Annotated in this window: 17 protein-coding genes; 15 read left to right on the top strand and 2 right to left on the bottom strand. The window is 70.9% G+C overall.

All coding sequences use genetic code 11. The features are described 5' to 3' along the window. Positions 1-60: 60 nt before the first annotated feature. From ACIBK4_RS30040 to ACIBK4_RS30025, 4 genes are all read left to right on the top strand, one after another. Complete coding sequence (locus ACIBK4_RS30040) at positions 61-489, top strand: ATP-binding protein (RefSeq protein ID WP_398999529.1); 429 nt, start codon at positions 61-63, stop codon at positions 487-489. A 45-nt stretch (positions 490-534) separates the two neighbouring features. Next, entirely contained in the window at positions 535-1,086 is a 552-nt protein-coding gene (locus ACIBK4_RS30035; RefSeq protein ID WP_398999527.1) for an AAA family ATPase, read from the top strand. Between the two features lie 266 nt (positions 1,087-1,352). Next, positions 1,353-2,417, top strand: coding sequence for an LLM class flavin-dependent oxidoreductase (locus ACIBK4_RS30030; protein ID WP_398999525.1), 1,065 nt, complete (start codon positions 1,353-1,355; stop codon positions 2,415-2,417). Positions 2,418-2,423: 6 nt separating this feature from the next. Further along, positions 2,424-2,975, top strand: coding sequence for an AAA family ATPase (locus ACIBK4_RS30025; protein ID WP_398999523.1), 552 nt, complete (start codon positions 2,424-2,426; stop codon positions 2,973-2,975). 82 nt (positions 2,976-3,057) lie between these two features. On the opposite strand, the gene ACIBK4_RS30020 is transcribed toward ACIBK4_RS30025, so the two are convergent. Next, entirely contained in the window at positions 3,058-3,582 is a 525-nt protein-coding gene (locus tag ACIBK4_RS30020; RefSeq protein ID WP_398999521.1) for a MarR family winged helix-turn-helix transcriptional regulator, read from the bottom strand. A 40-nt stretch (positions 3,583-3,622) separates the two neighbouring features. On the opposite strand from ACIBK4_RS30020, the gene ACIBK4_RS30015 reads away from it, so the two are divergent. From ACIBK4_RS30015 to ACIBK4_RS29975, 9 genes are all read left to right on the top strand, one after another. Continuing rightward, on the top strand, positions 3,623-4,555 hold the full coding sequence (locus tag ACIBK4_RS30015) for an EamA family transporter (RefSeq protein ID WP_398999519.1): 933 nt from the start codon (positions 3,623-3,625) through the stop codon (positions 4,553-4,555). Next, positions 4,552-5,358 (top strand): oligopeptide/dipeptide ABC transporter ATP-binding protein, encoded by an 807-nt coding sequence (locus tag ACIBK4_RS30010; protein WP_398999516.1) that lies wholly within the window; start codon positions 4,552-4,554, stop codon positions 5,356-5,358. Before ACIBK4_RS30015 ends, ACIBK4_RS30010 begins: the two co-directional genes overlap by 4 nt. Next, the gene (locus ACIBK4_RS30005) at positions 5,244-6,974 is read left to right on the top strand and encodes a diacylglycerol kinase family protein (protein ID WP_399000079.1); all 1,731 of its coding nucleotides are present in this window, start codon (positions 5,244-5,246) and stop codon (positions 6,972-6,974) included. The genes ACIBK4_RS30010 and ACIBK4_RS30005 overlap by 115 nt, the downstream gene beginning before the upstream one ends. After that, on the top strand, positions 6,975-7,928 hold the full coding sequence (locus ACIBK4_RS30000) for a YihY/virulence factor BrkB family protein (RefSeq protein WP_398999513.1): 954 nt from the start codon (positions 6,975-6,977) through the stop codon (positions 7,926-7,928). It abuts the gene before it with no gap. Further along, the gene (locus ACIBK4_RS29995; protein ID WP_398999511.1) at positions 7,929-8,744 is read left to right on the top strand and encodes a phosphatase PAP2 family protein; all 816 of its coding nucleotides are present in this window, start codon (positions 7,929-7,931) and stop codon (positions 8,742-8,744) included. Positions 8,745-9,009: 265 nt separating this feature from the next. Next, positions 9,010-12,006 (top strand): helix-turn-helix transcriptional regulator, encoded by a 2,997-nt coding sequence (locus ACIBK4_RS29990; protein ID WP_398999509.1) that lies wholly within the window; start codon positions 9,010-9,012, stop codon positions 12,004-12,006. 108 nt (positions 12,007-12,114) lie between these two features. Further along, positions 12,115-12,321 carry a hypothetical protein gene (locus ACIBK4_RS29985; protein ID WP_398999507.1) on the top strand — a complete coding sequence of 69 codons (207 nt, stop codon included), beginning with the start codon at positions 12,115-12,117 and terminating at the stop codon, positions 12,319-12,321. A 68-nt stretch (positions 12,322-12,389) separates the two neighbouring features. After that, positions 12,390-16,625 carry a carboxypeptidase regulatory-like domain-containing protein gene (locus tag ACIBK4_RS29980; protein WP_398999505.1) on the top strand — a complete coding sequence of 1,412 codons (4,236 nt, stop codon included), beginning with the start codon at positions 12,390-12,392 and terminating at the stop codon, positions 16,623-16,625. A gap of 124 nt (positions 16,626-16,749) precedes the next feature. After that, on the top strand, positions 16,750-16,941 hold the full coding sequence (locus tag ACIBK4_RS29975; RefSeq protein WP_398999503.1) for an NPCBM/NEW2 domain-containing protein: 192 nt from the start codon (positions 16,750-16,752) through the stop codon (positions 16,939-16,941). Between the two features lie 13 nt (positions 16,942-16,954). Here ACIBK4_RS29975 and ACIBK4_RS29970 read toward each other — a convergent pair whose 3' ends face one another. Next, positions 16,955-17,305 (bottom strand): hypothetical protein, encoded by a 351-nt coding sequence (locus tag ACIBK4_RS29970; protein ID WP_399000076.1) that lies wholly within the window; start codon positions 17,303-17,305, stop codon positions 16,955-16,957. 284 nt (positions 17,306-17,589) lie between these two features. Here ACIBK4_RS29970 and ACIBK4_RS29965 point away from each other — a divergent pair, with 284 nt between their 5' ends. Together ACIBK4_RS29965 and ACIBK4_RS29960 are read left to right on the top strand one after the other, a co-directional pair. Continuing rightward, on the top strand, positions 17,590-18,381 hold the full coding sequence (locus ACIBK4_RS29965; RefSeq protein WP_398999501.1) for a hypothetical protein: 792 nt from the start codon (positions 17,590-17,592) through the stop codon (positions 18,379-18,381). Between the two features lie 457 nt (positions 18,382-18,838). After that, complete coding sequence (locus ACIBK4_RS29960; protein ID WP_398999499.1) at positions 18,839-20,407, top strand: MFS transporter; 1,569 nt, start codon at positions 18,839-18,841, stop codon at positions 20,405-20,407. Positions 20,408-20,473 lie beyond the last annotated feature (66 nt).

Here is a 20,473-nt window from a genome sequence, read left to right as displayed (position 1 = left end):
TACCGACGGATTCCGCGGGGGAGTGGGGCGGCACGCGCTACCGAGGAAGGACTGATCGCTGTGGAAGGTTCGTCACTCCGGGCAGTGGGCTGGGCCCGCACACTTCCGCTGGACAGCGAAGTGAAGTCGGCCCGGGACTGGGCGCGCAGGCATCTGGAGGGACTCGACTGGAGCACCACCGCCCCGGAAACGGTGGACGCCGTCCTGCTCACCGTCTCCGAACTGGTCACCAACGCGCACCGGCACGCCCACAGCAGCGCCCAGTTGGTGATGACGTGCGACGACCACTGCCTGCACGTCTCCGTCCACGACAAGTCCAGTGAGCTGCCCACTCCCCGCGAGGCGAGTACGGAGCGCCTCGGCGGACGCGGAATGCTCCTCGTGGACGCGGTCGCCGACACCTGGGAGTCGCACTCCTGCCCCCACGGCAAGTCGGTCAGCGCGTGTTTCCACGTGCCCGGCACGTCGGCGCCGTCACGGGACCGTTGAACCGACGTACGGTCACACCAACGGCCTGAAAAACTCCGGGGGTTCATGATGAAGCGGTACGTCCTCACCGGTGCGCCCGGCGCGGGGAAGACATCGATCCTCCGTCAACTCCAAGAACGCGGATTCGACGTCGTCGAGGAGGCGGCGACCGCGATCATCGCGGACGGGCAGGCCGCAGGACACCCCGAGCCCTGGACCCGGGCCGACTTCGTCGAGGAAGTCGCCGCCCTCCAGCGCCGACGGCAGCTGGCGCCCACGACGGGAGACGCGACCGCGCAGGTCTACGACAGGTCCCCGATCTGCACGCACGCCCTCAGCGTCCACCTCGGACGACCCGTCCCCGAGACGCTCTCCGTCGAGATCGAGAGGATCACCCGCGAGCGGGTCTACGAGCGGCAGGTCTTCTTCGTCCGCACCATCGGATTCTGCGAACCCACCGCCGCACGCCGGATCAGCTATCAGGAGTCCTTGGAGTTCGAGCGGATCCACGAACAGAGCTATCGGCTGTTCGGCTACGACCTCGTGGAGGTGCCGGCCTGTGACATCGCCGACCGGGTGGCGTTGATCGCGGAGACCGTGGCACGGCTCTCGGCGTGACGACCCCGCCCGCTCGGGGCACATTGACATTCGGTTCGGTGCCTCGGAAACTCGATCGCATGACCAAGGTCCTGCTGCTCACCAAGGAGCGCTGCGTCGACCTGGTCCGCGTGTCCAGCGCGCTGTGTTGATCCCCTGAGCCACGGATCCACGCCATGTCCCCCTCCGTCCGGCCGACTTGAGCCGCGCTCCGACGGACGCCTCCTGTGCTGACCGCCCGGGACACCCCTCGCTCTGCCCTCGGCCACGCTGCGATCGGAAGCACGATGAGCCCGGAATTCCTGTGGTACATCCCCAACACCGTCGAGCCGGGCCACCGCGGCGACGACACGACGGAGGGCTGGGGCTCCGTCGAGTACTCCACCGACCTCGCCCGCACCGCCGAGCGGCACGGCTGGGGCGGTGCGCTGCTGGGCACCGGGTGGGGACGCCCCGACACCTTCACCGTCGCCACCGCGCTGGCCGCCCGGACCACCACCTTCAAGCCCCTGATCGCGGTTCGGCCCGGCTACTGGCAGCCGGCTCAATTCGCCGCAGCGGCGGCGACCTTGGACCAGCTCAGTCGTGGCCGGGTTCTGGTCAACATCGTCAGCGGCCTCGACAACCTGGCCGCCTACGGCGACACCAGTGGCGATCCGGCCCAACGGTACGCGCGCACCCAGGAGTTCATCCGTCTCGTACGACGGCTGTGGACCGAGGAGGACGTGACGTTCGCCGGTGAGCACTTCCGGGTGAGCGGTTCCACGGTCGCGCCCCGCCCTTGGACGACGGTGGGCCGAGCGCATCCGACGCTGTACTTCGGCGGCGCGTCCGAGGCCGCCGAGCGGGTGTCGGCGGCCGAGGCGGACGTGCAGCTCTTCTGGGGCGAACCGCTTGCCGGGCTCGCCGAACGCATCGACCGGCTCCGGGCGTTGAGCGAGCAGGTCGGCCGTCGGCACCGGCCCCTCGAATTCGGCCTGCGGATCACCACCGTGGTGCGCGACACCACGGAGGAGGCGTGGCGGACGGCGGAGGAGCGGGTCACGCGCATGGCGGCCGGCCCGGGTGACGAGCTGACCTGGACGGGGAACCGGAAGACAGCCGTCGGACAGCAGCGGCTCTACGACCTCGCCGCCCGGGGCGAGGTGCTCGACACCTGCCTCTACACCACGCCGGGCAAGGTCGGCGGCGGGGGAGCGGCGACGACCTGGCTGGTCGGCTCCGCCGCCGACGTGGCCACGGCGCTGGACAACTACCGCAAGCTCGGCATCACTCACTTCGTCCTCTCCGACACGCCCTACAAACAGGAAATCATCCGCGTCGGCGACCAGCTCCTGCCCCGGCTGCGCTGATCCCGCGTGCCGTCGAACGCCGTCCTCCTCGTCATCGGCGGGCTCCCCGGTACCGGGAAGACCACGCTGTCCCGACTCCTGGCCGCCCGCATCCACGCGGTGCACCTGCGCGTCGACATCATCGAGCAGGCACTCGTCCGCTCCGGCCTGGCGCGGCACCCGGTCGGGCCGGCCGGCTATGTCGTCGGGTACGCCCTGACCGAGGAACACCTCCGGCAGGGGCTCACCGTGATCGCGGAGTCGGTCAATCCGCTGACGGTCACCCGCGACAGCTGGCGCGACGCGGGGGTCCGGGCGGGTGTTCCGGTCGTGGAGGTGGAAGTGATCTGCTCGGATCCGGCCGAGCATCGCCACCGGGTGACCTCCCGGTCGGTCGACATTCCCGGTCTGCCGCTTCCGGACTGGCAGCAGGTCCGCCGACGGGACTACGAACCCTGGAACCGTGAACACATCGTCCTCGACACCGCCGGGGACGAGCCCGAGGAATCGCTCAACTCCCTTCTCCACCAGCTCGATCGGCTCTGGCTCCCGGCAGACGGGCTGCCCGGAACCTGGTGACCACCACATGCCGGGCCGCTCCTCCTTCCGGCCGGAGGCGTAACGGCTCCTGTACCCGCTCGGCCTTCATGCGTCGGCCGGGTCACTCGCTGTCGGACGGACGCGGATTTTCCACGTGTGAGATCCAGGTGGTGAGCAGTCCTTCCAGTGCCTTGGTCTCGGCGGGCGTCAGCAGGTCCAGCAGGCGGCGTTCGTTGCGCATGTGGTCGGTGAATGCCTGGTCGATCAGTTCGCGACCGGGCTGGGTCAGGGCCACGATCCGGCCGCGCTGGTCGTCGTCGGAACGGCGGCGGGTGACGAGTCCGGCCCGCTCCAGGCGGTCGATTCGCTTCGTCATCGCGCCGGTGGTGACCATGGTGTGGGCGGCGAGTTCGCCGGGCGCGCGCTCATAGGGCTCACCGGCGCGGCGCAGTGCGCACAGGACGTCGAACTCTCCCTCGCTGAGTCCGTAGCGTCCGTAGACGAGGCAGAGTTCCTCGGTGAGATGGTCGGCCAGGCGGTGCAGCCGACCGATCACGCCCTGCGGGGAGATGTCGAGGTCGGGCCGCTCGCGGCGCCAGTCGGCCTGGATGCGGGCCACGCGGTCGAGCGGTTGCGGGTCGTCCATGCACACCATGGTAGCTTCCCGGGAAGCTATATTGCCTTCCATGGAAGCTAATGTGCGGTGGGTGGCGCTGACCGCCGTCGCACCGGTGGCCTGGGGCGCCAACTACTACGTCACCCATGAGTTCCTGCCGCCCGACAGCCCCCTCTACGGCGCGGCACTACGGGCACTTCCCGCCGGTCTCGTCCTGCTGGGTCTGTGCAGGCAGCGACCGCGAGGTGCGTGGTGGTGGCGGTCCGCCGTGCTCGGGCTGCTCAACGTCAGCGTGTTCTTCGTGCTCGTCTACGCGGCCTCCCAGCTCCTGCCGACGAGCATCGCCTCGACCGTCATGGCGTTGTCCCCGCTGGCGATGATGCTCATCGCCTGGGCCCTCGTCTCCGAGCGGCCCGGCATCGCCCACCTGGCCGGCGCCGCGATCGGGCTCGGCGGGGTCTGCCTCATGCTGCTCACGGCAACGGGAGGAGTGAGCGTGCCGGGAGTCCTCGCCTCGGCCGCGGCCATGCTCGTGTCGTCCTTCGGTCACATCCTGACCAAGCGGTGGAACGCCGGTACCGACGTGCTCGCCTCGACCGCCTGGCAGCTCACCGCCGGAGGAGTGTTCCTGCTGCCGGTCGCCGCAGCCGTGGAGGGCCCTCCGCCCGCACTCTCCACCCCGGCGCTCCTCGCCTTCGGCTATGTCACCCTGATCGCCACGGCGCTGGCCTTCGCCGCCTGGTTCACCGGGCTGCGGCACCTGCCCGCGGGGACCGTGGGCCTGGTCGGACTGCTCAACCCCGTCACCGGCGTGCTGCTCGGCACGGCGGTGGCCGGAGAGGTGCTGACCGTCCAACAGGTGTGCGGGCTGGCACTCGTCCTGGTCGGAGTCGTTCTGGGACGCCCCACACGCACAGGGCGACGCGGTGGTGGCCGGATTCCTCTCCAACCTGAACCCGACAAGCGCCCCGCCGACGAGTCCTCCACCCGCAGTCCCCTGTGAGGATCGGGGGACACGGGAGCGAGGGGCGGCGCCGGCAGCCTGCCGGGACGGTGGGGTGCCGCTGCCACGGATCGAAGTTTCCCGTGACGTCAGGAGAGACGTTCGACGTCTCAACTCGCGCACGCGGCAGCCTTGTTGGTGACCAAGCCCGCCACCCGGTCCCTGACCGTCGGCAGCTACCGCTGCATCAACCGGACCGCACCTGCGTGTGTCGTCGTGACGGCCAGATCGACGAGGTCTTCGAGCGACCCAGGCATCCGTACACCCAGGCCCTCCTCTCCGCCGTACCCCTGCCGAACCCGGTACGCGAGCGGGAACGGCAGCGGTCGCGCATCCTGCTCGCCGGGAACCCGCCCAGCCCGACACGACGCTACGACGGCTGCCGGTTCCGGGCACGCTGCCCGCTCCACCCGCAACTGGGGGAGGGGGAGCGGAAGCGGTGTGACCAGGAGGTTCCGGTGCTCGACGGGGACGGGGCGGCCTGCCACTTCCCGCGTGTGCGGGAGGTTGTCCTGCCTTCCTGGGGCGGGTCCGAGACGGTCGTCGTGGCGCGGACTCGTGAATTCCCACGTGAGGGCGTGTCTGCGCCTCGGCTTCGGGGGCAGACGGCGGTGGATCGGGTGCGAACGGCACCCGGCCGTGGACCGCCGCGAGGCGCCGACCCGTGGGAGCCCCGATGCCGACCGCCATGCCGGGTAGAACAGCAGGAGCCAGGGGGGATGGGCATGAGGCCGTGCGGTCGAGCCGATCGCCGGTTCTGCCCCGTGGTACCGGCAGTACCGCTGCGCGCATCGGCGTACTGACCGTCTGTCAGGCCGCCCTGATGGTGGGCTTCGGGCTGCTGATCACGGGCCCGGCCCGGAACGTGTGGCCGCTGACGGTCGAGGACCATGTCGACGAGGGGTTCGAGCGGATTCGTACGGGCCCACTGACCACCCTGTCGTACCTCGGCTCTGAGGCCGGCAACACCCTCACGGTGATCGCCGTCACCCTGCTGAGCTGCGTGGCCCTGCTGCTCATACCCCGGCTGCCGATGTGGCGTCAGGCGGTCTTCCTCGCCGTCGCCGTCTCGCTCCAGGCACTCGTGTTCCTGGTCGTCACCCTGTCGGTGGACCGGAACCGCCCGCACGTGCACCGACTTGACGACTCCCCGCCCACGTCCAGTTACACCTCAGGGCACACCGGCGCGGCCACCGCGCTCTACGCCGGGCTCGCGGTGCTCGTGCTGTCCCGGGTGCGCAGGCCGTGGCGGTGGCCGCTGGCCGGGCTGCTGCTCCTCGTGCCACTGGCCGTCGGCGTCTCCCGCCTCTACCGGGGCATGCACCACCCCACGGACGTGATCGGCGGGATGGCCAACGGCGCCCTGTCCCTGCTGATCGTCGGCCGCGCTCTCTTCACCGACGGGTCCGTTGCCGCCGTTCCCGCGCAGCGGACCGGGCCCGCCGACACGACCGCGCAGGCCGAGGAGCGCGAGCCCGGCAGCACCGTCGTGATCTTCAATCCCACGGTGACCGGCGCGGCGGACCGCGAGAAGCTCCGGCGGATTCTGGAACAACACGGCCACCGCGCACCGGAGTTCATCGAGACCACCGCCGACGACCCCGGCACCGGCCAGGCGTCCGGCGCGGTCCGTGACGGAGCGGAACTGGTCGTGGTCTGCGGCGGCGACGGAACCGTCCGCGCCGCCGCCGACGCCCTGGCCGGCAGTGGCGTACCGCTCGTCGTGGTGCCCTGCGGCACCGGCAACCTGCTGGCCCGCAACCTCGGCCTGCCGCTCACCCCCACCACCGCGCTCGACACCGCCCTGTCCGGCACCCCGCACCGCATCGACCTCGGCCGCATCGAGGGCGACGGCCTCGCCCCCACCCACTTCGCCGCGATGTCCGGGGCCGGGCTCGACGCCGCGATGCTGGAACACACCGACGACCGCGCCAAGTCCGCCGTCGGCTGGCTCGCCTACGTCCTCGCCACCGTCGGCACCCTGCGCACACCCCGGATGCGGCTGACGGTCCGGCTCGACGACGCGCCCGTCCTGCATCGCACGGCCCGCATGGTGCTCCTCGCCAACGTCGGGACCGTACAAGGCGGTCTGACGCTCCTCCCGGCGGCCCGGCCCGACGACGGGCTGCTCGACCTGCTGATCCTGGACCCGCGCGGCCCCGGTGGCTGGATGCGCGCCCTGGGCATCCTGATGCGCGGGCGCAACGCGCGGCCCAGGACCGTGGAAACCCTCGTCCCGGAGGGCACCGGCACGAAGGGCGTACCGGTGGAGTTCTTCACCTTCCGGCGGGCCGAACTCACCTTCGCCGTACCGCAGTCGCGTGAACTCGACGGCGACCCGGTGTCCCACGGCCGGCGCCTCACCGCCGAGGTCGGCCCCGGCGCGCTGACCGTGCTGCTGCCCACCCGGGAGAAGTGAATGGGCACCGCCACCAAGGTCCCCGAGACCCGCGACATGACCGGCGACGACCTCTCGGCCGACGAGGCCCTGACGTCGCTGCGCCGCTACGGCCGCTGGCCGCTGCTGCGCGACTCCTTCGTCCGGTTCCGCTACGCCGACGGCTTCAGCCACTCCCGCGCGCTCGCCCTGCAGACGGTGCTCGCGGTGATCCCGCTGGCCATCGCCTTCGTCGGCCTCTCCACCGCGCTGCACACGGAGAACATCGGGAGACTCGCCGAACTGACCATCCACCGGATCGCGCAGGGCCCCAGCGCCGATGTCGTCGACGACGCACTGGCCCGAAGCCGCCACAGCGCGGGCGACGGCGACGAGATCGCCCTCTGGTTCGGTCTGCTCTTCTCCCTGGTCAATGTCACCACCGCCATGTGCCAGATCGAACGCGGCGCCAACCGGATCTACGGCAACGAACGCGACCGCCCCTTCCACCACAAGTACCTGCGCGGGCTGGTGATGTCGCTGAGCGCCGGGATCCCGCTCGGACTCGGGTTCGTCGTGATGGTGGCCGGCGGCGACCTGGCCGCCGCTGCGGCGACGGTGTACCACCTGGACGGCGAGGCCAGGACCGCCTGCGAGATCCTGCGCTGGCCCTTCGGTCTGCTGCTCGCCCTCATCTCGGCCAGCGCGATCTTCCGCCGTTCGCCCCGTCGCCGGCAGCCCGGCTACACCTGGCTGGCCTTCGGCGCCGCCGTCTACCTCGTCCTGTGGACGGCCCTGACCTGGCTGCTGAGCCTGTACCTGGACATCAGCGGGTCCTTCGACACGATCTACGGCCCGCTCAGCGCCTTCATGTCCCTGCTGCTCTGGGCCTACCTGACGTCCATCGCCCTCTTCCTGGGCCTGTCCTTCGCCGCGCAGCTGGAGGCCGCGCGGGCGCTGCGGCCCGGTCCGATCACAGCCGATCCGGGAGTCTGAATGGTGGTCCGCGCCACGGCCCAGCGCCTGAGTGACCTTCGGCGTCGCCGGGCGGCCGACCGGAGATTCGGCATGCATCTCCTCGGTTCGGTCGCCGTCGCCGCCGCAGCCGCTGTCCCGTTCGGGCTGCTGCTCGTTCTGGTCGAGGGCCGCTGGCAGCCGCTGCGGAGTCTCGACGCGCGCACGGCACGGCGGTTGAACGAGACCGCCCTCGCGCATCCGGCATGGACGGACGCCCTGCGTTTCCTGTCCGACCGGGTGTGGGACCCGGTCACCCTGCGGGCGATTGTCGCGCTGCTGACCGTGTGGCTGCTGTACCGCCGGGCCTGGCGACTCGCCGCCTGGTCCGCCGTGACGGCCACGGCCGGCGGCTTGATCGGGCTGCTGGTCAAGACGGTGGTCGAGCGGGCCCGACCGTCCCTGGAGGACCCGGTCGCGCACGCGCCGGGATTCTCCTTCCCCTCGGGACACGCGATGACGGCGACCACCTCGTTCGCCATCCTGCTGTTGGTGCTGCTGCCCCTGGTGCCGCGCGCTCTGCGGGCGCTGTGCTGGACCGTCGCGGTGGTGTCCGTGCTCGGTGTCGGCTTCACCCGGATCGCCCTCGGCGTGCACTGGTTCAGCGACGTCGTGGGCGGCTGGCTCCTGGGCCTCGCCGTCGTGGCTCTCACCACCTGGGCCTTCGAGGCCTGGCGCACCGACGCAGGCCGTGAACCCGCCGTCTTGGGCGAGGGCCTGGAGCCCGAACTCACCGGCGCTCACCCCGAACCCGGCCCCTCCGCCCGGGAACATCACGGCGGATCCGTACGCGACTGACGACCGAGTCCGTGAGATCCCTGGACCGGGCTGTTCCGATTCGCCGTCGGCGGTGCGGGGCCACACCAGGGCATCACAACGGCGACGGCACAGATGTGACGATCCGTCAATAACTGACGCTGCATCAGAACTGTATGAAACGGCAGAAGTTGGCCTGCTCGGGCGCGGTCGGTACGGCGATCGTGGCATGCTGCGATGTTGAGGCCCGCACGGGCAGTCGGCGCTCAGGTCGCGCGGACCTGGGCGGGGTGGGGAAGGCGGTCGGATGGAGCGCTCTGCGGAGGACGGCCTCCCGCGCGTGCTGCCCAGCCTCAGCGCTCCGCGTTTCGTCGGTCGAGCGGCCGAACTGCACCGGCTGACCGACGCCTTGGCCCGGCCGCCGGCCACGGTTCTCGTCGAGGGCGAGGCCGGTATCGGCAAGAGCCGGCTCGTTCAGGAGGCGCTGGACGAGCCCGGTGTCGCTGCCCAGCGGCCACTGGCCGCCGTATGCCCTCCGTTCCGGGAGGCACTCACCCTGGGCCCGGTCGTCGATGCCGCCCGCGAAGCCCGGCCCGATGTGGCCGAGTTGAGCCTCACCTCCCTCGCCGGGGTGCTGCGACCGTTGTTCCCCGAGTGGGGGCAGGATCTGCCGTCGGCCCCCGAGGCGCTGTCGGACGCCGGCGCCGCCCGGCACCGGCTCTTCCGCGCGCTGGCCGAGCTGCTGGACGCCATGGGAGTCGGCGTGCTGGTCCTGGAGGACGTCCACTGGGCCGACGAGGCCACCCTGGACTTCCTGTTGTTCCTCGCCTCTCGCCGTTCCCGACGGATGAGCCTGGTGCTGACCTACCGTCCCGAGGACGTGGCGCCGGACTCCGTACTGATGCGGCTGACCTCCCGGCCCCCGGCCGGCACCCGGCACGTACGGATCTGTCTTGGTGCGCTGGACGTGCCGCAGACCGCCGAGTTGATGTCGTCGATGCTCGACGGGGAACATGTCTCCGAGGCTTTCGCGTCGTTCCTCCAGGAGCGGACCGACGGAGTGCCGCTGGCGATCGAGGAGTCCGTTCGGCTGCTGCGCGACCGGGCCGATCTGGTCCGGCGCGACGGCGAGTGGGTACGCAGGACGCTGGCGGACATCGCTGTGCCGCCCACGATCCGGGATGCCGTCGCCGAGCGTGTCTCGCATCTCACCCCGATCGCGCAACGGGTGCTGCAGGCCGCCTCCGTGCTGGCCGAACCGGTCGGCCCGGCCGTCCTCGCGACGGTGAGCGGGCTCTCGGACAACGTTGCCGGAGGGGCCGTCGACGCCGCCGTACGCAGTGGACTGCTCGGCGAGGACCGGGCCGGCCGGGTCAGTTTCCGGCACGCGCTGGCGGCCCGCGCGGTCTACGACATGACGCCCGCCCCCGATCGCCGGGCCCTGCACCTTGGAGCGGGCCGCTCGCTGCGGGCCATGACGCCGCAGCCGGTGGCCCGGCTCGCCCACCACTACCGGGAGGCGGGGGACACCGGGCAGTGGCGGGAGTACGCGGAACGGACCGCCGACCTCGCGCTGGCCTCCGGGGACCATCGCACCGCCGTCGGACTGCTGCACGAGTTGCTCACCGGGAGCGATCCGCCCGCCGCCTCGGTGGCCCGGTGGGCACAGAAGATGCCGGTCCTGGCCTTCGCCGGGCTCGTCGCCCGCGGCGACCTGATCCGCGCGCTGCGCAGGGTGCTGGACGGGGAGGCGCTCGCCCCGCACGACCGCGCGGCCGTCCGTATCCAACTGGGGAGGATGCTGCTACAGGTGGCCGAGTACGCGGCCGGTGCGGCGGAACTGGAGAGGGCACTGCCGGATCTGGCCGACGAACCGTTCCAGGCAGCCTGGGCGATGACCACGCTCGGCAGTCCGCCGAGCACCCTGATGTCCGCCGGGGAGCACCGCCGTTGGCTGGACCGGGCGGCCGACGCGGCCCGGCTGCCGATGACGGCTGACCAGCGGCTGGCTCTTGTGGTGGACCGGGCAACCGCCCTGCTGGACATGGGCGACGAGGCCGGCTGGGCCGTGGCCGCGGAGCTGCCCGACACCGAGACGACGCCCGCAGGAGTGATGCAGCTGACCCGCAGCGGACTCAATATCGGTAACGCGGCCATGCGTTGGGGCCGCTACGGCGAGGCCAGAGCGCTGCTGACGACCGGGCTGGCCAGGGCCGAGGAACACCGGCACCTGCGGCTGCACGACATGATCCTGGTGACGCTTGTGCACCTGGACTGGTTCACCGGCGCCTGGGACGGACTGCCCGAGCGAGCCGCCGCCCTGGCAGCGGTGGACGAGGAACCCCTGCTTCAGCTGGACGCCTTGCTGATCACGGCCCTGCTGGACGGGGCGGTCGGCGGCAGCGGAGCGGATCCCGGCCCCGCGGCGGCGGCCGAAGGCGGGATCGGAACCGTCGAGGAGCGACTGCGCCAGGTGCTCGACGCGGGGCTGCGACGCGGCATCGTGGATCTGCCGCTGGAGCCCGCGGCCGCCCTCGCGCGGATCCGGCTCGCCGAGGGGTCGGCCGCCGAGGCGCTGGAGTTGACGGAGGGACCGGCCGACGTCGTGGCCCGCAAGAACATCTGGCTGTGGGCCACCGAGTTCGCACCGGTCCGGACCGGCGCGCTTCTCGCGGTCGAACGGCCCGACCAGGCACGGCAGTTCGTCGCGGACCTGGCCGAGGGGCTCGCCGGCAGGAACCTGCCGGCAGCGGACGCAGCCCTGGAGACGTGTCGCGGAATGCTGGCACAAGGAGAGGGCCGCAGCGCCGAGGCAGCCGCCGCCTTCGGCCGGGCAGTCACCGCCTGGATGCGCCTGCCCCGGCCGTATGAGGCACTACTGGCGGCCGAACGCCGGGCCGACTGCCTGCTGACAGCGGGGGACCGGGACACCGGGCTGACCGAACTCGCCCGTGCACAGGCCGGATTCACCACTCTGGGAGCCCGGACGGACGCCGACCGGGTACACCTCGCGCTGCGTGCGGCCGGGGCGCCGGTACGACAGGTATGGCGCGGCGGGCGGCGCGGCTACGGCGACCAACTGTCACCGCGCGAGCTGGAAGTGGCCCGGCTGATGCTCACCGGTCTGACCAACCCGGCCATCGCACGAGCACTCTCCCGATCCCCGAAAACCGTTGCCGCGCAACTGAATTCCGCGATGCGCAAATACGGGGTGACCTCGCGCACCGCACTCGCGGTCACCCTGACACAGGCCGGAATCACCCCGTCCGAAGGCCACGACACCGGCTCGCGCTCCGATCTTTAGGTCATCCGCCCCATCGCGAGGACACACGGCGACCATCGATACTCAGTGCGCGCACGATCCCCGAGCCGGCCTGCACCTGGGCATGACCGGAAGGGCGTCATCCATCGGATGAGCAGCACACCCCCCGAACCGAAGTCCGGCGCACCGAGCGCCCGTACCGACATCCCCGCCACCGGAGCGCAGCACACCGACGTGCCGCCCACCGGAGAGCGCCACCCCGAACCGACGCCCGCCGCACCGGGCGTACCCGCCGACGACACGACGGCAGACCCCGACTGCGCGGACGACTCGTACAGCGGCTACGAACCCCTCTGATCCCGGCCCGACCGGGTCCTGAACGCGACGAAAAGGGTGCCCCCTTGCTGTCCTCAAGACGTGCGCGCATGCGCGCTCCCCTCTCCCTTCTCATAGCCGGCTGTCTCGGTGCCGGAGTCCTCGCCGCGATATCACCGGTCGCCGCCGCGGCCACCCCCAGTTCCTCGGCCTCCTCGTCCGACGCCGCCCCCTCCAAGTCCTCCGACCTCCTCAACGCCGTGCCGCAGGACAACGTCCCGCAGAACTACGTCCCGGCCGGCTGCAACAATCCGAGCCTCAAGGACGGCGTGGCCCAGTGCTTCGCCGACGTGCGCACCGGCTCCGACCACCTCGTCCAGCCGCAGGCGAGCGCGCCCCCGTCCGCGGCGTTGGGCCCGGCCGACATCCAGGCCGCCTACGACCTTCCGGCCGGAGGCGAGGGCAGGACGGTCGCGATCGTCGACGCGTACGGCGACTCCCACGCCGAGGCCGACCTGGCCGCGTTCCGCGCGTACTACGGGCTGCCCGAGTGCACCACCGCCAACTCCTGCTTCCGCAAGGTCGATCAGAGCGGTGGCACGGACTACCCCGCCGACAACGAGGGCTGGGCACTGGAGACCGCGCTCGACCTCGACGCCGTCTCGTCCGCCTGTCCGGCGTGCAACATCCTTCTCGTGCAGGGTGATTCGGCGGGTCTCGACGACCTGGGCACCGCGGTCGACACCGCCGTACGCATGGGCGCCAAGTACGTCTCCAACTCCTACGGCCTGCCCAGCGAGAGCACCTCCGAGACCGCGTTCGACCACCACTACGGCCACCCCGGGGTGGCCGTGGTCGCGTCCACCGGCGACACCGGCCACGTCCAGAACTGGCCCGCCACCAACCCCGACGTGGTGGCCGCCGGCGGTACCCGGCTGACCCGCACCGAGGACACCGAACGCGGCTGGACGGAGTCCGCCTGGACCTCCGGCGGATCGGGCTGCTCGCTGTACGAGGCCCAGCCCGCCTATCAGCGGGGGCTCACCACCGGCTGCGACACCCGCGCGACGGCTGACGTCTCCGCGGTCGCCGACCCCGCGACCGGTCTGGCCGTCTACGACACGGTGGGCGAGGACGGCTGGTTGCAGGTCGGCGGCACCAGCCTCTCCGCGCCGCTGATCACGGCGATGTACGCGCTGGCGGGCACGCCCGTCGAGGGCACCTACCCGGTGACGTACCCGTACATCAACGCCTCCGGGCTGACCGATGTCACCGAAGGGTCCAACGACGACTGCGGCACGGTGGTGTGCACCGCCGGCGCCGGCTGGGACGGACCGACGGGTCTCGGCACTCCCGTCGGCGTGTCCGCGCTGGCCTTCGGCGTCCATGGAACGCTGTCCGGACGCGTCACCGACAGCAAGTCCGGCGCCCCGCTCGCAGGTGCTGCGTTGGCCATCTCCGAGGAATCGGCGGACGGCCGGGAGTACCGCGTCACCACCGACGCCGATGGAGCGTACGACCTCCCCGTCGCGGTGGGCGACTACCGGATCACCGCCACCGACTTCGGCTACCAGGAGAAGACGAGCTCCGGAGTGGGCGTCGCCGAGAACCAGACCACCACCGCCGACCTGACCCTGGTGAAACTGCCCACCCGTACGGTCTCCGGCACGGTGAAGGACGGCAGCGGGCACGGCTGGCCCCTGTACTCGAAGATCACCATCGACGGCTATCCGAACGGAGCGCTCTACACCGACCCCTACACCGGCAAGTACAGCGTGGACCTTCCGGAGAAGACCACCTACGCCGTCCACGTGGCCCCGGTCTACCCCGGCTACTTGAGCACGGACCTGAGTGTCCCGGTGGGCACCGCCGACGTACGTGCCGACGTGGCCCCGGACGTGGACCTGACGGCCTGCGTCGCACCCGGCCACGCATACCCGGGCGCGGCCGACTTCGGAGGCTGGACCGGCACGACGCCGGAGCACGGCTGGACGGTCGTCGATCACGGGACGGACGGCGCCACCTGGGACTTCGCCGACAGCTTCCTGGCCAACTACACGGGCGGAACCGGCAATTGGGCCGCCGCCGATCCCTGGGGCCGGGGCGGTGTCCACGAGGACACCGAACTCGTGTCGCCCACCTTCAGCCTGGCAGGGCAGAGCGCACCCGTCCTCGGCTTCGACGCCCTCTACGCCGCCAGCAAGGACTCCGTGGCCGACGTCGACCTCAGCCTCGACTCGGGCGCGACGTGGACCACGGTGTGGCACCGGGACACGGCCGAGTTCCTGGGCCACGTCGAGGTTCCCCTGACCCAGGCGGCAAACGCGAAACACGTCAAGGTGCGCTTCCACTACTCCGGCAGCGGCCTGTCGATCTGGCAGCTCGACACCGTCACCGTCGGCTCCTGCTCGGCGGTGAGCGGAGGCATCGTCGCCGGAAAGGTCGTCGACGGCAACACGGGTGACGCCATCACGCCCGCCACCATCACCGACACCGCCGACGGCTACACCACGGCGACCACCGTGGCGACCCCCGACGACCCGGCGTTGGGCGACGGCTACTACTGGCTGTTCAGCGCCCCCGTCGGACGGCACACGTACCGGACCGCCGCCGCCCGCTACACCACCTCGACCGGCACCTTCACCACGCGGCCGGACAAGGTCAACCGGTTCGACCGCACGCTCAAGGCGGGCCGCCTGGCGGTGAGTTCGTCCGGTCTCTCCGTCAGCGAGACACTGGGCGGATCGGCGAGCAAGAAGGTCACCTTCACCAACAAGGGGCGGGCGCCGCTGCACGTCAACCTCGGTGAGCAGAGCACCGGTTACACCTCACCGGACGGGATCTCCACGACCACGTCGGACTCGTCGGCAGGCGCTCCGACGCTGCGCGTGAAGGGCAACTACTCACCCGGACCGATGAGTTCCCTCCCCTCGGCCACGAAGAGCACGTCGAGCGAACCGTCCGCCACGGCATCGACGGGTCCCTGGACAGGCATCGCCGACTACCCCGAGCCCGTCATGGACAACGCCGTGGGCACCTACCAGGGCAAGGTCTACTCCGTCGCCGGAGTCTCCGGACTCTTCGGCGGGGAGTACCTCGACCGCGGCTATGTGCACGACCCGTCCACCGACGCCTGGACACCCATCGCCGACCTCCCCGAGGCCCTGGAATCACCCGGCGGGGCGTTCGTCGACGGGACCATGTACGTCGTCGGCGGCTGGACCTCGGACGGCGCCCGCGCCACGCTCTACGCCTACCACCCCACCACCGACACCTGGACCCGCCTCGCCGATCTGCCCCAGGCGATCGGCATGCCGAACGTGACCACCCTCGACGGCAGCCTCTACGTCATCGGAGGCTGCACCGGATCCGGCTGCGGAGACAGCGTCAGCACCGTCTACCGCTACACACCGGCCACCGACACCTGGACCCGCCGCGCCGACTACCCGTTCACCATGGAACGCGGAGCCTGCACCGGTATCACCGGTGAACTGGTGTGCGCCGGCGGCATCACGGTCGTCGGTGGAGGGGTCGCGCCCCGCAAGGGGCAGACCTACCGCTACAGTCCCTCCGCCGACACCTGGACCCGTGCGGCCGACATGCCCGAGGCGAGCTGGGGCGCCACCGCCAGCGGGAACGACGGCAGACTCCAGGTCGTCGGCGGCATCGTCGGAACGGCCGCGGTCAACACCGTCGTCGAATACGACCCGGTGTCCAACTCCTGGTCCAGGCTGCCCAACACCGGCTCCGCCGTCCTCCGGGCCGGCGGCGCCTGCGGGATCTACCGCATCGGGGGCATGACCGCGGCCCTGGACGCCGTCTCCTCGGCCGAGGTGCTGCCCGGGCACGACCAGTGCGACGGTGACGACGTCAGCTGGCTGTCGGCGGACAAGACCTCGTTCGATCTCGCCCCCGGCCGGTCCACCACGGTCACCGTCCGCGCGGACGCCTCCGCCGTGGCCACGGCGGGTACGTACACCGCGCGGCTCACCTACAGCACCGACGCTCCCTACGCCGGAGCGTTGGTGAAGGTCAGCCTCACGGTCAAGATCCCCCACACCTGGGATCATCTCTCCGGGACGGTCACCGACAAGCGCACGGGAGCACCGCTCGCCGCGGCCACCGTCCTGGTCTGCCCGGTGGCGCACGCCGGGACGACCGGCTGCGGCCACCTCGTGCACACCGTACGCACGGACTCCGACGGCCACTACGACCTCTGGTTCGACGCCCGCCGGAGCCCGCTGCGGATCACGGCCTCCGCGGCCGACCACCGAACGGCATCCAAGGAGGTGACCCTGCGGCCGGGCCGCGCCACGACGGCCGACCTGTCACTGACCGCGACCTGACCCCCACCGCCACCCGTTCTCGTCGCGCCCACCCAGACGCTCTGTCCGGGTGGGCGCGGCTGCGACTCCTTCGTGTGCATACCCCGAGGCGGGTGTCCCTCGGTGGGTGTGACCGGTCCGCACGGTGACGTTCTCCGTGATCGCCGACGGCAAGACGCTGGTCACCACGCCGACGATCCGCGGCAAACAGGCCGCGGTGCCGATCGACGTAGACGTCAGCGGTGCCCAGGTGATCGACCTCAAGGTCGGTGACGCGGGTGATGGGAACGGCAACGACCACGGTGACGGGGGGACACCCACGCTGACGTGTGCCTGATCGAGCGTCAGGTTCATTCGCCCGCCGTGGTCGGCGGGATCATGGACGAGGTGCCGGGACCGTTGAGGAAGTGAAGCAACACGGCGGCCTCGGCGCGTAGTTGTGCGGCCCGGTGCGCGTGTACGGGCGCGGTCAACTGCGCCGCGGCCTCCAGTCGTTCGGCGGCTTCGGCTTTCACGACCTCGACCACACTGTCCTCGCTCAGCTCACGCCGAGCCGCTTCGGTGGCGCCGGCACCGACCGGCGAATGCTCCACGGCCAAGCCGTGAAGCTCGGTCTCCTCCACGGGGACAGCCTCGGCGTTGTCCAGCGCGGCAAGGGCTGTGCGAAGGGCGCTCACCGCGGCCCTGTCACGCGCCCGCATCGCTTCCGGCAGCGCTCGACGCATGCGAAGACGTAGAGACATGCTGGTGACCCTATGGCGGCGCCCTTGAGCCCACAACGCGATATACGTGCAGCCGCGCGGGGTGATGCTCCGGGCTGTCTTCGTTCGCGGGTCCTGATCGCCTCCCTGCCCGGCGGCTGCCGGAACCGGTCCGGAGAACAGGGCAACCGGGACCGTCCCTCACGGGTCTAGCCACCGATGACACACCGTCAGGTCTCGTCGCGCGGGGAGGCGGCGAACCCAGTGTCCCGAGGGGGGACTTCATGCGTATACGCCCGGCCGTGGCCGTCACTTTCCTGACAGCCGCCCTTTCAGCATCGGTGCTTCCGGCAACCGCCCGCGCGGCGGACCCGGCCGCTGCCGACGACACCACGTTCTCGAACGTCGTGGTCAACGGAGGCAAGGACATCGTGCTCGGCCTGACCACCAGAAAGACCGTCACGATCACGTGGACGGCCCATGACCCGGAGGGCGTTGCCGCGTCCTGGGCCTATCTGTGGCACGGTCCCAACACCGACGACGCCGACGGCATCCTGCCGCTGTATCCGCCGGCGGGTACATGTGCGGTGTCGTCGGCCGACCCGACGACCTCCACCTGCAAGGTGAGCATCGCGGTGAGCGCCGCGCGGGACTTCGACCACAACGGCCTCGCCGACGCCTGGAAGGTACTCGCCGGGGCGCAGGACACCGACGACAACTGGACGGAGACCGACGTCGCCGGTACGGCGAACTTCAAGCGGTACGCCCGGGTGACGGTCAACGCCTCGCCCGAGCCGGTGAAGAAGGGCAGGACGATCACGGTCACCGGGAAGCTGACCCGCGCCAACTGGGAGAGCGGCACCTACACCGGCTACCAGGGGCGGACGGTCCAACTGCAGTTCCGCAAGAAGGGAAGCTCCGTCTACACGGCGCTGAAATCCGTCACCAGCGGTGTCGGAGGCTCGCTGAAAACCACCACCAAGGCCAAGACCGACGGCTACTACCGCTTCCTCTTCACCGGTACTCCCACCACCGGACCGTCCACGGCGACAGGCGATTTCGTCGACGTCAGGTGACAACCAGACCCGTTCCGGCCCTGCCGGCGCGGTGTCGCGGCCGTTCGGGGAAGGGGCGGCGTCCATCCGGGGTGGACGCCGGCCCGTCCGAACGGCCGGTGATCGTGGAGTGGCCGCTCGCGTGCCATCGCGGGGACTTCGCCCGGCAGAGGATGTGTGACGTGCCGGCGGTCGTTTCCAACCCGCTCGGAGCAGGCGAGCTCAAGGGCGCCGTAGAGGTGGCATTTCCCCTCGGCACCGTGCCGAGCCGCGGCGGACGCCGGCATCTCCCGGCGATGCCGGGCCGGCCGACGGATGCGGAAGTCGCAGATGGAGGCGACCATGAGCCTCATCGAGGCGAGTGGAGATGCCGGTATGACGTGTTCCGCTGAACCTCTTCGGCATGCCCTGTACCGCCCGGCGCCGACCGCAGGGGGACCGTCGGCCCGCGTAAGCGCGCACGGCTGAAAGGACACCGATGTCCGGAACTGGAACCGCCTCCTCGCCCCGACGGCTGACACTTGCCGCGATGATCTTCGCGGTCGCGATGACGTTCATCGACCAGACGATCGTGTCCATCGCCGCACCGAACATCCAGGAGGAGCTGGGGCTTACGAACACCGGTGTGCAGTGGGCCATCAACTCCTATCTGCTGGCGATGGCCGCCCTGTTCGCCTTCGGGGGACGGCTGGCGGACACTGTCGGGCACCGGCGCATGGTCGTCCTCGGGGTGATCGTCTTCGCCGTCGCGTCCGCACTGTGCGGACTGACGCCCAAGGGCGGCATCGCAGAGGGATGGCTGATCGCGTTCCGGGCGCTCCAGGGAGCGGGCGGAGCGCTCCTGTACCCGGCCGCCCTGGCCATCGTGGTCAACTCCTACGCGCTGCAGGAGCGCGGCAAGGCACTCGCCCTCTTCTTCGGCGTCGCCGGCGGTCTCACCGCGGTCGGTCCGATCCTCGGCGGCTGGCTGACGCAATGGACCTGGCGGGCCATCTTCTGGGTCAACATCCCCGTCGCCGTCGTGGCCCTGGTGCTCATCGCGCTGGCGCGTCCGCACACCCCGAACCGGCCGGCCCCCATGGACTACCGCGGACTGGCCCTCATCGTGGCCGGTGTGGGCCTGAGCATCTTCGGCTTCCAGCAGTCCTATCTGTGGGGCTGGCACTCCGCGGCGACCTGGCTGTGCATCGTCGTGGGCCTGCTGCTGCTCGTGGTCTTCGTCCTCGTCGAGCGGCGGACGGCCCATCCGCTGCTGGACGTCGAACTCTTCCGCGACCGGGCCTTCTCCGTTCAGAACATCGTCCTGGGCGTGGCCATGGCAGCCTTCGTGCCGGTGTTCTTCTTCACGAGCGTGTACGCGGAGGTCGCCCTCGGAAAGAAGGCGTCCGAGGCCGGCCTCGATCTGCTCTACTTCTTCCTCGGTTTCGTGGTGGCCGCGCAGGTCGGCGGACGCATGCTCGACCGGATCGGTGCCAAGCGGCCCGTGGTGCTGGGCTGCGCACTGGCCTGCGTCGGCTTCTTCCTGTGGGCGGGCCGGGTGACCGAGCTGAGCGAGAGCCGCATCGTGTGGTGCATCGTGCTCACGGGCGCGGGAATGGGGCTGATGCTGGGACAGTCCAACACCGACGCGGTCAACCGCGTACCCCAGCTCTCCTACGGCGAGGCGACCGGAGTCACGCAGACCGTGCGCAACTACGGCTCCAGCCTGGGCCTGGCCGTCCTCGGCACGATCTTCGCCTCGGTGCTGCAGTCACGGATCACCAGGTCCCTGACCGCGCAGGGCATGGGCCACGACGCGGCGAGCCGGGAGGCCAGGTCGATCTCCCAGCTGAGCTCAGGACAGGGCAGTGGTGGGACCGCGTCCATTCCGCACTTCGTCCGGCTGGGCGTGGCCGAGGCGACCCGCTCGGTGCTGCTCGGCATGAGCCTGATCATGGCCGTCGCCTTCGTCGTCGCCCTGTTCGGCCTGCGCCGCGGAGTCCAACAGGAACTGCCCGCCGACAAGCGGGAGTCGAGGGTGGCCCAGGCACCGGAAACGGGAGGCTGACGGGCCGCCACGGCAGGTGGGACGAGTGGGGACCGTAGCCGGCGGTCGGGCCGGGGCGCCGGGCGA

It is taken from the genome of Streptomyces sp. NPDC050528 (genome assembly GCF_044457795.1).
Lineage (GTDB): Bacteria > Actinomycetota > Actinomycetes > Streptomycetales > Streptomycetaceae > Streptomyces.
Note: the sequence above shows the minus strand (reverse complement) of the source record. Positions and strands in the feature narration are given on the sequence as shown.

Coding starts and splice junctions, on each gene's coding strand:
- ACIBK4_RS29965 (WP_398999501.1), top strand. CDS start 17,590: ATGCGTATACGCCCGGCCGTGGCCGTCACTTTCCTGACAGCCGCCCTT.
- ACIBK4_RS29985 (WP_398999507.1), top strand. CDS start 12,115: ATGAGCAGCACACCCCCCGAACCGAAGTCCGGCGCACCGAGCGCCCGT.
- ACIBK4_RS29970 (WP_399000076.1), bottom strand. CDS start 17,305: ATGCGGGCGCGTGACAGGGCCGCGGTGAGCGCCCTTCGCACAGCCCTT.
- ACIBK4_RS30020 (WP_398999521.1), bottom strand. CDS start 3,582: ATGGACGACCCGCAACCGCTCGACCGCGTGGCCCGCATCCAGGCCGAC.
- ACIBK4_RS30000 (WP_398999513.1), top strand. CDS start 6,975: ATGGGCACCGCCACCAAGGTCCCCGAGACCCGCGACATGACCGGCGAC.
- ACIBK4_RS29980 (WP_398999505.1), top strand. CDS start 12,390: ATGCGCGCTCCCCTCTCCCTTCTCATAGCCGGCTGTCTCGGTGCCGGA.
- ACIBK4_RS30035 (WP_398999527.1), top strand. CDS start 535: ATGATGAAGCGGTACGTCCTCACCGGTGCGCCCGGCGCGGGGAAGACA.
- ACIBK4_RS29960 (WP_398999499.1), top strand. CDS start 18,839: ATGTCCGGAACTGGAACCGCCTCCTCGCCCCGACGGCTGACACTTGCC.
- ACIBK4_RS29990 (WP_398999509.1), top strand. CDS start 9,010: ATGGAGCGCTCTGCGGAGGACGGCCTCCCGCGCGTGCTGCCCAGCCTC.
- ACIBK4_RS30005 (WP_399000079.1), top strand. CDS start 5,244: ATGCCGGGTAGAACAGCAGGAGCCAGGGGGGATGGGCATGAGGCCGTG.
- ACIBK4_RS30015 (WP_398999519.1), top strand. CDS start 3,623: ATGGAAGCTAATGTGCGGTGGGTGGCGCTGACCGCCGTCGCACCGGTG.
- ACIBK4_RS29995 (WP_398999511.1), top strand. CDS start 7,929: ATGGTGGTCCGCGCCACGGCCCAGCGCCTGAGTGACCTTCGGCGTCGC.
- ACIBK4_RS30030 (WP_398999525.1), top strand. CDS start 1,353: ATGAGCCCGGAATTCCTGTGGTACATCCCCAACACCGTCGAGCCGGGC.